At 66.5% G+C, this 11388-nt stretch carries 10 protein-coding genes, 2 tRNA genes and 2 pseudogenes; 4 read left to right on the top strand and 10 right to left on the bottom strand.

Annotated features, from left to right (window positions below):
* Positions 1-8: 8 nt before the first annotated feature.
* Both QZ814_RS16645 and QZ814_RS16650 read right to left on the bottom strand, forming a co-directional pair.
* Positions 9-85, bottom strand: a tRNA-His gene (locus tag QZ814_RS16645).
* 55 nt (positions 86-140) lie between these two features.
* Positions 141-1241 (bottom strand): ATPase, T2SS/T4P/T4SS family, encoded by a 1101-nt coding sequence (locus QZ814_RS16650; RefSeq protein ID WP_294334388.1) that lies wholly within the window; start codon positions 1239-1241, stop codon positions 141-143.
* Positions 1242-1462: 221 nt separating this feature from the next.
* Between QZ814_RS16650 and QZ814_RS16655 the strand changes: the two genes are divergently transcribed.
* A complete protein-coding gene (locus tag QZ814_RS16655; protein ID WP_294334389.1) occupies positions 1463-2128 on the top strand; it encodes a 2OG-Fe(II) oxygenase in 666 nt (221 codons plus the stop codon).
* 12 nt (positions 2129-2140) lie between these two features.
* Here QZ814_RS16655 and QZ814_RS16660 read toward each other — a convergent pair whose 3' ends face one another.
* The 4 genes from QZ814_RS16660 to lon all read right to left on the bottom strand — a co-directional run bounded on the left by QZ814_RS16660 (position 2141) and on the right by lon (position 6240).
* A complete protein-coding gene (locus QZ814_RS16660) occupies positions 2141-3031 on the bottom strand; it encodes a DMT family transporter (RefSeq protein ID WP_294334390.1) in 891 nt (296 codons plus the stop codon).
* Between the two features lie 136 nt (positions 3032-3167).
* Positions 3168-3242: transfer RNA gene (locus QZ814_RS16665), tRNA-Val, on the bottom strand.
* Between the two features lie 111 nt (positions 3243-3353).
* The gene (locus QZ814_RS16670; protein WP_294334391.1) at positions 3354-3626 is read right to left on the bottom strand and encodes an HU family DNA-binding protein; all 273 of its coding nucleotides are present in this window, start codon (positions 3624-3626) and stop codon (positions 3354-3356) included.
* A 157-nt stretch (positions 3627-3783) separates the two neighbouring features.
* Positions 3784-6240 (bottom strand): endopeptidase La, encoded by a 2457-nt coding sequence (gene lon, locus QZ814_RS16675; RefSeq protein ID WP_294334392.1) that lies wholly within the window; start codon positions 6238-6240, stop codon positions 3784-3786.
* Positions 6241-6501: 261 nt separating this feature from the next.
* Between lon and QZ814_RS16680 the strand changes: the two genes are divergently transcribed.
* From QZ814_RS16680 to QZ814_RS16690, 3 genes are all read left to right on the top strand, one after another.
* A complete protein-coding gene (locus QZ814_RS16680) occupies positions 6502-8178 on the top strand; it encodes a M1 family metallopeptidase (protein ID WP_294334400.1) in 1677 nt (558 codons plus the stop codon).
* Entirely contained in the window at positions 8175-8774 is a 600-nt protein-coding gene (locus tag QZ814_RS16685) for an isoprenylcysteine carboxylmethyltransferase family protein (RefSeq protein ID WP_294334393.1), read from the top strand. Before QZ814_RS16680 ends, QZ814_RS16685 begins: the two co-directional genes overlap by 4 nt.
* Positions 8775-8880: 106 nt before the next feature.
* A complete protein-coding gene (locus QZ814_RS16690; protein WP_294334394.1) occupies positions 8881-9468 on the top strand; it encodes a hypothetical protein in 588 nt (195 codons plus the stop codon).
* Here QZ814_RS16690 and QZ814_RS16695 read toward each other — a convergent pair whose 3' ends face one another.
* The 4 genes and pseudogenes from QZ814_RS16695 to QZ814_RS19220 all read right to left on the bottom strand — a co-directional run.
* Complete coding sequence (locus tag QZ814_RS16695) at positions 9469-9798, bottom strand: GNAT family N-acetyltransferase (RefSeq protein WP_294334396.1); 330 nt, start codon at positions 9796-9798, stop codon at positions 9469-9471.
* A 33-nt stretch (positions 9799-9831) separates the two neighbouring features.
* The gene (locus tag QZ814_RS16700; protein WP_294334398.1) at positions 9832-9969 is read right to left on the bottom strand and encodes a hypothetical protein; all 138 of its coding nucleotides are present in this window, start codon (positions 9967-9969) and stop codon (positions 9832-9834) included.
* A 94-nt stretch (positions 9970-10063) separates the two neighbouring features.
* Positions 10064-10780 (bottom strand): annotated as a pseudogene (clpX, locus tag QZ814_RS19215) (ATP-dependent Clp protease ATP-binding subunit ClpX); the annotation flags it as partial.
* Between the two features lie 66 nt (positions 10781-10846).
* Positions 10847-11335: pseudogene (locus QZ814_RS19220) on the bottom strand (glutathione S-transferase family protein); the annotation flags it as partial.
* Between the last annotated feature and the right edge of the window lie 53 nt (positions 11336-11388).

The raw sequence follows: 11388 nt of genomic DNA on the forward strand, positions 1-11388 counted from the left end.
GGGGAAAGTGGGGCGACCAACGGGAATTGAACCCGCAACCTCTGGTACCACAAACCAGCGCTCTAACCAATTGAGCTATGGTCGCCGTGAAGGAGTGCGCGCTTAGCGGGCTCCGAAGCGGAGCGCAAGATCCTTACGCGTCATCCGCGGGAAATTCTAACAGCCTCCTCGGGCGTCGTCACCCCGGTGCGTGCGAGCGCCCGCGCGGCAGAGCCCAGATTGGGGGTGCTGATAAAGGCGTGGCGGGCGAGAATCGCCGCGTCGCCGCCGTCGTTGACCAGCCGGCGAATCGTACCGTCGCCGCGAATCGATTCGAATACGCCGATCTGCCCCGCGAATCCGCTGCCGCCGCAGGCGGAACATCCGGCTGGCGCATAGACGATTGCCCCCGGATCGAAGCCGAGCAGCGCGGAGACCGACCCGGTCGCCTGCACCGGCTCACGGCATTCCGGGCACAGGCGCCGCACCAATCGCTGGCCGAGCACGAGCGCCAGCGTGGAGGCGAGCTGGAACGCTTCCACCCGCCAGCTCCGCATCTGCTGAATGGCGGCGATCGCATCGCCGGTATCGATGCCAGCGAGGACGAGGCGACCGGCTTGCGCCGCCTGCACGGCCGCGGCGGCGGCAGCGCGATCCGCAAGCGAATCGATCATCAGCACGTCCAGGTCCTGTTCCGCACCGGCACGCAGCAATTCGGCGGGCGCGATCAACGATCCGTCCGCCCAGGCCACGCCGGGCAGGGCGCGCGTGTCGCCGCCCGCCACCGCCAGCGCGGGCCGGCTGTCGTTCGCGGCAAGCGCCAGCAAGGTTCGCAGCGTCGTGCTGCGTCCGTGCCCCGCCGGTGCCGCTACCAGCACCAGCCCGGCGCCGGCCAGGACTTCCCGCACGCCTTGTGCAAGCGCGCCGCGCATCCCGAGAGCTTCCAGTTCGCGATATTCCGCCTGCAACGGCGTACGCGCCAGCACCACGCGGTGCCCTTGGACGAGCGGCAGCATGAAGACACCCAGTGCCTCGCGCCCCCAGCGCAGTTCACCGCGCTGGGGCAACAGCGGTGTAGGCGACAGCCCCGCCCCCAGCGCGATTTCGCGCAGGAGCAGCTCGCCCTCTGCCCATTGCAACGCGCGCGTTTGCTGCACGCGCCCGCCTGCGCGAAACGCGACTCGTACGCCGCCGTCACGCGGTTCAAGATGAAGATGCGATGCCTGCACTGCCGCCGCCTCCAGCAACAACGCCTCGAGCAACCGCGGCGCGTAACTGGCGTCGATCGACGCCTCCGGTGCAGGTGCGGGCGGGCGCGCTGCGCTGCGCGCCGCCTCGCCTTGCCGTTCGGCCTTACTAAGCACGTTTTGTCCCCCTGCTGGACGGCGCCGCGGTACGCAGGCTTCATGACAACAACAATGCAAATGGATGACGATTGCGTGTCATGCTGGCGAGAGGCCTCGGCTTTTGGCAAAAGCCCGCCATGCAGGCGTCTCCCCTCCCCCCTCTCGGCAGCGGCCATCCGTCCGAGCCCGTCGTCGAACGCATCCTCGCCTATCCAGGCGTCCAGAAGGTGCCGAGCCCCAAGGTGACGCTGTTCATGGCGCGGAATTTTCTCGATGCCGCCCAGTGCCAGGCGCTGATCGCGCGGATCGATGAGCATCGGCGGCCCTCTACGCTTGCCAATGCCGGCGACGACTATGCCTTCCGCACCAGCGAGACCTGCGATCTCGCCGCCGAGGATCCCCTGGCAATCGACCTGAAGGCGCGGATCCTCGAGTTCATCGGGCTCCACCCCGATCATGCCGAGCCGATGCAGGGCCAGCGCTATGCCGTGGGCCAGGAGTTCAAGGCGCACACCGATTATTTCGATCCCGGCAGCGCCGACTTCGACAGATATTGCAGCGTCGCCGGCCAGCGCACCTGGACGGTGATGCTCTACCTCAACGACGTGGAGGCAGGCGGCGCCACCCGATTCAAGGCGATCGACAAGATCGTCCAGCCCGAGGCGGGCAAACTGCTCGCCTGGAACAATCTGCGGCCCGACGGCAGCGTGAACCCCGCGACGATCCACCATGCGATGAAGGTGCGTGCGGGGTTCAAATACGTCATCACCCAATGGTTTCGCGAACGCCCCTGGGGCTGGTGAACGCTCGCCCGCTCAGAGACCGGCGGTCAGCACCACGCCTGCGCATACCGCGAGGCCGGCAATCGCCTGGCGCAGGCTGAGCGCCTCGCGGAACAGCCGGTGTCCGGCAATGGCGGCGATCGGCATCTCGACAACGCCGAGCGACCGTACGGCCGCCGCAGGCGAAAGGTTGAGCGCGAAGAACCAGCCCGTCGAAGCGAGCGCGCCGAACAGCCCGGCGCCGAGCGATCCCCGCCACCCTGCGATCACCGCCCGCAGCGCGCCGGGATCCCGCCACAACAGGAAAGCGCCCAGCCCCAGCGTCTGCACCGCCTGCACCAGCGTGACCGTGGTGACCGCCGCGAAGAAAGGATGCTCCGGCTCCAGCGCCAGCCCCGCATGGCGGAAGCCGTTAAGCGCCAGACCGAACAGCAATCCCGAAAGCGTACCGAACACCACACCGGGGAGCAGTCGCCCCTCCCCGCCCACGTCCCGCGGCCAGACGAGCACGGCAAGACCCGCGGTGGTCACCGCGACGCCGAGCCAGCCGAGCGGACTGAGCGTGTCGCCAAAGACAAGCAGGCCAGCGAGCGCGGAGAGCGGGACGGAGCTCTGTTGCAGCGCCGTGCCGACGGCGAAGCCTGCATGGTGCATCGCCTGGAGCAGCGCCGCCGTCGCCAGCACCTGCGCCAGCGCACCCAGCAGCGCCGGCCACCAGAAGGCGAGACCGAGATGCGGATGAAGTTGAGCCGCGCCTGCCAGCGGTATCGCCACGAGCATCAGCGCGGTCGAGAAAGGCAGGCCGAACAGGAAGCGCACTAGCGTCGCGCCCCAGGGGCCGCTGGACGCCATCATGCCGCGCTGAAACGCATTACGCGCCACCTGAAATGCCGCCGCCGCGATCGTCGCCCCTGCCCACAACATCGAACCGTCTCCTCCGCCTTCCCGGCGCGAAGATCGATGAAACCGGCGGTCGGGCGTACAGAAGCGACTAGCCATGCGCGCTGCACTGCACAACGAAAAAGCCCGTCGAACCGGAGGTCCGACGGGCTTATCTACATGGTGGGCGCGGCTGGGATTGAACCAGCGACCCCTGCGGTGTGAACACAGTGCTCTACCACTGAGCTACGCGCCCATTGGCCTGGCGGTCGAAACCGTGTCGGCCGAAACGGGAAGCGGGCCTTTACGGTGCCGATGCGGGCCTGTCCAGCCCCGTTTCGCACCCCGCCCGCAATTTTTTCGGTAATTAGTTCACCGAATCCTTCAGCACCTTGCCCGGCTTGAACTTGGGCTGGTTCGAGGCCTTGATCGTCATTTCCTCGCCGGTGCGCGGATTGCGGCCGGTCGAGGCCTTGCGCTTGCTGACCGAGAAGGTGCCGAAACCGACGAGACGAACTTCATCGCCCTTCTTGAGCGCCGCCGTGATCACGTCGAACACCGATTCGACCGCCTTGACCGCGTCGCCCTTGGCGAGGCCGGAAATATCGGCGACCTGAGCGATCAGCTCTTGCTTGTTCATGCTGGTGCAAACCCCCTAAAATCGTGCGGGATACCGCGTTGGATATGATGGATAGCCGAATGAGTCGCGGCGGCTGCGCTGGCGTGCGAGTCAGCACGGGCGAGCCGCCGGAGTCAAAGCCTTTCGGCGCGAATTGCGTCAGAAAAGTTACGCGTTGTCAATGATGCAAAGCATCTCCAATCGCCGGAACGCCGGCCGGCGGCTGCGTAGCGAGTTCGTCGGCATCCGACCAGTCGATCGCGGTCAGCGGCTCGGTCAGCGCCAGCCGCAAAACCTCATCGACGTGCGAAACCGGGACAATCTCGAGCCCTTCCCGAATGTTCGCAGGGATTTCGGCGAGATCCTTCTCATTTTCCTCCGGGATCAGCACCATCTTGATGCCGCCCCGCAGCGCCGCGAGAAGCTTCTCCTTCAGCCCACCGATCGGCAGCACGCGACCACGAAGGGTCACTTCGCCCGTCATCGCCACGTCCTTGCGCACCGCCACGCCGGTCAGCGTCGAGACGATCGACGTGACCAGGCCGATGCCCGCCGACGGGCCATCCTTCGGCACCGCGCCTTCGGGCAGGTGGACGTGGATGTCCTTCCGCGCGAACAGGCTCGGCTTGATGCCGTAGCTCGGGCTGCGCGCGCGGACGAAGCTGAACGCGGCTTCCACCGATTCCTTCATCACGTCGCCCAGCTTGCCGGTCGTCTTGATCGCGCCCTTGCCGGGCACGGTGACGCTCTCGATGGTCAGCAACTCGCCGCCCACTTCGGTCCAGGCGAGGCCGGTGACCGCACCGATCTGGTGCTCCTCCTCGCCCACGCCGAAACGATATTTCCGTACGCCAGCATAGTCCGCCAGGTTCTCGGGCGTGATGGTGACCTGGGTCTCCTTGCCCTCGAGGATCTTGCGCAGGCTCTTGCGGGCGAGCTTGGCGATCTCGCGCTCCAGCGTACGCACGCCGGCCTCACGGGTGTAATAGCGAATCAGGTCGCGCAGGCCCGCATTGGTGAGGGTGAACTCGCCGTCCTTCAGGCCATGCGCATCGACCTGCTTGGCGACCAGATGGCGCTCGGCGATCTCGACCTTCTCGTCCTCGGTATAGCCCTCCAGCCGTATGATCTCCATGCGGTCGAGCAGCGGCTGCGGCAGGTTGAGCGAGTTGGCCGTGCACACGAACATCACGTCCGAAAGATCAATGTCGATCTCCAGATAATGGTCGTTGAACTTGCTGTTCTGCTCCGGATCCAGCACCTCGAGCAGCGCCGAGGCCGGATCGCCGCGGAAATCCTGGCCGAGCTTGTCGATCTCGTCGAGCAGGAACAGCGGGTTCGAGGTGCCGGCCTTCTTGAGGTTCGACACGATCTTGCCCGGCAGCGAGCCGATATAGGTGCGGCGATGGCCGCGGATCTCGGCCTCGTCGCGCACGCCGCCCAGCGACTGGCGGATGAATTCGCGGCCGGTCGCCTTGGCGATTGACTTGCCCAGCGAGGTCTTGCCCACGCCCGGCGGGCCGACGAGGCACAGGATCGGCCCCTTCAGCTTGTTGGTGCGCGCCTGGACCGCGAGATATTCGACGATCCGGTCCTTCACCTTCTCCAGGGCATAGTGATCCTGGTCGAGCACGCCCTGCGCCTCGGCGATGTCCTTCTTGAGCTTGGACTTTTTGCCCCAGGGCAGCCCCAGCAGCACGTCGAGATAGTTGCGCACGACGGTGGCCTCGGCCGACATCGGCGCCATCGTCTTGAGCTTCTTCAGCTCGCCCTGCGCCTTGGCGCGGGCTTCCTTGGAGAGCTTGAGCGTGGCGATCTTCTGAGTGAGTTCGGCGACCTCGTCGCCCTCGCCCTCTTCGCCCTCATTGCCCAGCTCGCGCTGGATCGCCTTGAGCTGCTCGTTGAGATAGTACTCGCGCTGCGTCTTCTCCATCTGGCGCTTGACGCGGCTGCGGATCTTCTTCTCGACCTGCAGCACGCCCAGCTCGCCCTCCATGAAGGCAAACACCATTTCGAGACGCTTCTGCGGATCGTTCTCGACCAGCAGCGCCTGCTTGTCGGCGACCTTCACCGAGATATTGGCGGCGACCGCGTCGGCCAGGCGCGACGGGTCCTCCAGCTCACCCAGCTGGACGGCGGTTTCGGCTGGCAGCTTGCGGTTGAGCTTGGCGTAATTCTCGAACTGCTCGACAACGGAGCGCATCAGCGCCTTCAGCTCGGGGCTGAGATCCTCAGGGGTCAGCTTGGAGACGGCCTCGTCGACGCCTTCCTGCGCGGCTTCAAGCGAGGTGTCGCCCTCCTCCACCGGCTCGACATGGGCGGTGAGATACCCGCCAGTCTCCTCGATGGAGAGAAGGTTGCCGCGCTCCTTGCCGGCGACCAGCACGCGCACTGTGCCGTCGGGCAGCTTGAGCAGCTGCAGCACTTCGGCGGAAACGCCGGTATCGTAGAGATCCTCGCGGCCGGGATCGTCCTCGGCCGGATCGAGCTGCGCGACGAGGAAAATCTCCTTGTCGGCAGCCATCGCCGCTTCCAGCGCCGCAACCGACTTATCACGGCCGACGAACAGCGGCACGATCATGTGCGGGAAGACGACGATGTCGCGAAGCGGCAGGACGGGATAGGACTGCTTCATGAAAACTCCGGGTCGGCCCCAGCTGGGGCACCATAGGCCTTATATATGGGGCCCGGAACGGGCGCATCAATCTGGTGGCAGCATTAACCCAGATTGCGGTGGAAAACGCCAGCCCCCTGCGCCCGCACGCGCCCCCTCGCTTCGCGGTGCGGCATCGCTATCATGGCCTGGTCTTCGGGATCGATTCGCGGAAGCAATGGAGACGCCAGGAATTTGGGGGGTGGTTTGAACATTTCGAAACTCGCGGTCGCCGTGGCGGCGATGGCGGCGATGGCCGGCACCGCCGAGGCGCAGAAGCGCGGCGAGCCGCCGATCACGCCCACCACGCAGGCATCCGGTGGCCCGATTGATCCAGCCCGGGCGGCGCTCCACCTCGACCATGCCGATCTCGCCATCGAAGTGATGCCGGCCAACTACACCCTTCGCGGCACCGCCACGCTCAGCCTGCGCACCAGCGCGCCGCAATCGATACTGCAGATCGATCTCGACAAGAATCTGCCCGTTAGCGCGATCCGCATCGACGGCAAGCCGCTCAAGCCCGACCAGTGGCGCAACCCGGAGGGCCGGCTGTTCATCACCCTGCCCCGCCCGCTCAAGGCCGGCGACAAGGTCACCGCCGAAATTAGCTATGGCGGCACCCCGCACGTCGCAGTGCGCGCGCCTTGGGATGACGGACTCGTCTGGGCAACCACGCCGGGCGAGAAGAAGCCCTGGGTCGCCACCACGGCCGAGGGCTATGGCTGCGATCTGTTCTGGCCCTGCCTCGATTTTCCCCAGGGCGAACCCGAATTGGTCGACCTGCACATCACCGTTCCGGCAGGCCTCAAGGCGCCGTCGAACGGCAAGCTGCTGCGGGTGGAGACGCTCGCCGACGGCCGCACGACGTGGCACTGGCGCGCGCGGAGCCCCAATCCCTATGACGTGGCGATCAACATCGCGCCCTACCAGGAGTTGACCGCCGAGTATAAGAGCCGCTTCGGCAACAGCTTTCCGCTGCACTATTGGTATCTTCCCGGCCGCGAGGAGAAGGCGAAGGCGCTGTTCGCCGAATTCGCGCCCACGGTCGATTTCTACGAGCGGGTAATCGGCCCCTATCCCTGGAGCGACGAGAAGCTCGGCGTGGTCGAGACTCCGCACATGGGCATGGAGCACCAGACGATCAACGCGTACGGGAACAACTACCGCAAGACGCCGTCGGGCTTCGACGAGATCTTTCAGCACGAGCTCGGCCATGAATGGTTCGGCAACCAGCTGACCGCCGGCGACTGGGACGATTACTGGCTGCACGAGGGCTATACGCAATACATGCAGCCGCTCTACGGCCAGTGGCGCGAGGGCGATGCGCGCTATGCCGCGATGATGGACGAGTTCCGCCTCGCCATCCGCAACAAGGCGCCGATCGTCTCGGGCAAGAGCCGCATCGAGGAAGCGGTGTATGAGGAAGACAAGGGCGGCCCGGGCCAGGACATCTACTACAAGGGCGCCTGGGTCCTCCACACGCTGCGCTACCTGATCGGCGACGACAAGTTCTTCGAGGCGACCCGCCGAATCGTCTACGGGCGGCCGGATCCCAAGCCGGACAATTTCAAGCCGCGCTTCGGCACCACGCCCGAATATATCGGCATCGTTCGCCAGGTGACCGGCGAGGATCTGCAATGGTTCTTCGACGTCTATCTATACGCGGCGGCGCTTCCGGAGCTGAGCAGCACGCGGACCGGCGACCAGCTGGTGCTCCGCTGGAAGACTCCCGGCAACAAGCCCTTCCCGCTGCCCGTCGACGTCTCGATCGACGGCAAGCTACAGCGGGTGGCGATGCCCGGCGGTACGGCGACGCTTACCGTTCCGGCAGACGCGCATGTCGTGCTCGATCCGGATGCGCATGTGCTGCGGCAGTCCGATGCCGTGGATGCGGTCCAGCATCAGGGGAGGTTCCGGTGATCGCGCTCGTCGCCCCCGCGCCGATCGGCAAGCCGGCGCTCATCGTGCTGCTGCTGGGCATGCTGCTGTTCGTGGCGGCACTGCTCTTCGTCCGCGCGCGCTACACCCGCCGCGAGCGCGGCGCGCAGACCGCCCGGCGTGCGAGCATCGGCATCGGGCTGCAGGGAGCCGCCTTCTTCCTCGCGGCGGTCGGACCGGTCCAGGTTTCGCTGCAGAGTGCCGCCGCCACCGCGGTCGGCCAAGCGGTGATCGTCGCGCTGCTGATCGGTACCAGCATCAGCATGTTCCTCTCGGCTGCACTCGCCATGGGCCGCAACTGGAGCTTCGTCGCGCGGACGCGGCGCAACCACGACCTGGTCACCTGGGGGCCGTTCGCGACGATCCGCCATCCGATCTACACCGGGCTGTTCGCGATGCTGTTCGCCGTCGGCCTGGCGTTCGGCCATTGGCGCGGCCTGCTGGTTGGCCTGCCCTTGTTCGCGATCGGCACCTGGATCCGCGTGCGGGAGGAGGAGGCGCTGCTCCACGCCCATTTCGGCGCGGAATATGAAGCCTATGCCGCGCGCGTGAAGCGCTTCGTCCCCGGGCTGTTCTAAGGGCCTCTCGCGCCCCGCGGCATTCCACCGCTTGCGCCGGCTGCAGGGCTCTGCAACCGTCGCGTCGGGCGCACGAAGATGCCCACAAGCCTTGGGGTGAGGAAGCATGATCGTTCGCCGCCTGATCATCGGCGCAGCCCTGCTGCTGACGGCATTGCCCGCCCGGGCGCAGCAGGACCTGAATGTGGAAGGCGACTGGACCCATGCCGCCACCGGCATGGTGTTCCCCGAGCGTCTCGACAACGCATTGCGCACCAGGATCCACTGGTTCGATGCCGAAGGGCTCGATGTCAGCGCCGGCTACGCGCTGCGCCATGGCGGCGATCTGGGGCTGGTGACGCTGTACGTCTATCCGGCCCCGCCCGGCCGCGACTGTGCCGCCAATTTCTCCGAAATCGAGCGCAACGTCGTCGACAGCTATGGCGACGTACAGCGCGTGGAGAGCGATCGCTGGCCGTCCCCCTCCGGACGCGTCGCCGGCGCCGCCTATCATGCCCGCTTCACCCTTACCGGCACGCTCGAGGGCAAGGAACAGCCGCTTGTCTCCGAAAGCTATCTGTTCTGCCCGGCAGGCGGAACCTGGCTGGTGGCGGCGCGGGCGAGCTGGGCACGCAGCAGCGATCTGCGCCAGAGCTTCGTTGCGCTTCTGAGGGCACTACCCTGGCCGGCCACGCTCGACACGCCGGCCGAGTAATCAGGCCGCCGCGCGTCGAATCGACCAGAGCGGCGGCCCCTCGGGCACCCGCCAGCTCTCCGTGACGACAAAGCCAAAGCGCTGATAGAGGCCGAGATTGCGCTCGGTCGCCGTCTCCAGATAGCAGGGAACACCCGGCGCGGCGGCAAGGCCCGCGCGGATCGCAGCTCCGCCGAGGCCCTGGCCCTGCGCGGCGGGATCGCACCCGGCGATGTGGAGATAGTGGAAAGGCTCAGCCGGAAAATGCGCCTCGACCGCGGCGCTCGCCCGTAACGCTCGAAACAGCGATCCGCCGAGCGCGCGGACGAGGCCCGGCGCATTGGCCAGCATCTCCCCCCAGCCAACCTTGGCCTGCCCGGGCGATCACCATAGCGTCACCGCCGACCGGTCGCCGGCGAGCACCCCATAGCCGCCCCTCAGGTCCGACTCTGCCAGCAACGCAAAAAGACGCGGCAACTGGCGCTGCCGCGTCTTTTCATCCGGGAAAATGGAGAGAAACACCGGATCCTCGGCGAAGGCCTACCCGAGCATCGCAGCGATCCCCGCGCGGTCCTCACGAACGGCCGACCTGATATCGATCGGCCGCTCCATCGGATCAGGCGGCGCTGCCGGTCTTTTCCTTCTTGGCGTAGATGCGGACCGGCTCCTTGCGGCCCTCGACCACGTCCTTGTCGACCACCACCTCGTCGACGCCGTCCATGCTGGGCAGGTCGAACATCGTGTCGAGCAGGATGCCTTCGAGGATCGACCGGAGGCCGCGCGCGCCGGTCTTGCGCTCGATCGCTTTCTTCGAGACGGCGGTGAGCGCATCGTCGGTGAAGCCGAGCTTGACCGCCTCCATGTCGAACAGCTTCTGATACTGCTTGACCAGAGCGTTCTTCGGCTCGGTCAGGATCTTGATCAGCGCCTCGACGTCGAGGTCCTCGAGCGTCGCGATCACCGGCAGACGGCCGACGAATTCGGGGATCAGGCCGAACTTGAGCAAATCTTCCGGCTCGGTCTGGCGGAGCAGTTCGCCGGTGCGGCGCTCGTCCGGCCCGGCGACATGCGCGCCGAAGCCGATCGACTTGCCCTGCAGGCGATCGCCGATGATCTTCTCGAGACCCGCGAACGCGCCGCCGCAGATGAACAGGATGTTGGTCGTGTCCACCTGCAGAAATTCCTGCTGCGGGTGCTTGCGGCCGCCCTGCGGCGGAACGGACGCGGTGGTCCCTTCCATCAGCTTGAGCAGCGCCTGCTGCACGCCTTCGCCCGAAACGTCGCGGGTGATCGAGGGATTCTCGGCCTTGCGGCTGATCTTGTCGATCTCGTCGCGAAGGGCGGCGGGGTAGAAATCCCCCGCCCGCGCGCCCAGCCCGTCAAAGGCGGTATTGAACATACGGATGATCTCGGCCGATTCGTTGCTGACGATCGTGTCGCGCTGCTTATCCCATAGGACCGGCACCGTGACCTTGCCGCTATAGCCGTCCCGCGCGCGGGCATAGAGCTGCCATAGATATTCCGAGCCGTGCAGGGTGTCGCCGGTCCCACCCCGCTCGGTGGCAAAGGTCCAGCCATGCTCGCGCATCAGCGGATCGACCACCGACACATCGATCAGGTCCTCCAGACCCTTGAGCGCGCGGACGATCAGCGTGCGATGCGCCCAGGGGCAGGCATAGGAGACGTACAGGTGATAACGCCCCGCCTCGGCGCGGTGGCCGGTCTGGCCGTCGGGGCCGGGGCCGCCGTCCGCCGTCACCCAGTCGCTGAAACCGGAATCGGGGCGCTTGAAGCTGCCCTTATCGTCCGACTTGAACAGACCATCGGCGTGCCAGACGCCGTTCACCATATTGCCCATGCGTGTGTCTCCTTTGGGGAGGGTACGCATGGGGCAGAGGAGCGATCCCCTTGTTCCTCCCCGGCACGGGGAGGTGGCAGGGC

The sequence above is a fragment of the uncultured Sphingomonas sp. genome, from assembly GCF_913777625.1.
GTDB lineage: Bacteria > Pseudomonadota > Alphaproteobacteria > Sphingomonadales > Sphingomonadaceae > Sphingomonas.

Bases quoted from the DNA above. Each gene is read 5' to 3' on its own strand.
- QZ814_RS16655 (WP_294334389.1), top strand. From the start codon at position 1,463: ATGCAGGCGTCTCCCCTCCCCCCTCTCGGCAGCGGCCATCCGTCCGAG.
- QZ814_RS16660 (WP_294334390.1), bottom strand. From the start codon at position 3,031: ATGTTGTGGGCAGGGGCGACGATCGCGGCGGCGGCATTTCAGGTGGCG.
- QZ814_RS16670 (WP_294334391.1), bottom strand. From the start codon at position 3,626: ATGAACAAGCAAGAGCTGATCGCTCAGGTCGCCGATATTTCCGGCCTC.
- lon (WP_294334392.1), bottom strand. From the start codon at position 6,240: ATGAAGCAGTCCTATCCCGTCCTGCCGCTTCGCGACATCGTCGTCTTC.
- QZ814_RS16680 (WP_294334400.1), top strand. From the start codon at position 6,502: ATGGCGGCGATGGCCGGCACCGCCGAGGCGCAGAAGCGCGGCGAGCCG.
- QZ814_RS16690 (WP_294334394.1), top strand. From the start codon at position 8,881: ATGATCGTTCGCCGCCTGATCATCGGCGCAGCCCTGCTGCTGACGGCA.
- QZ814_RS16695 (WP_294334396.1), bottom strand. From the start codon at position 9,798: ATGCTGGCCAATGCGCCGGGCCTCGTCCGCGCGCTCGGCGGATCGCTG.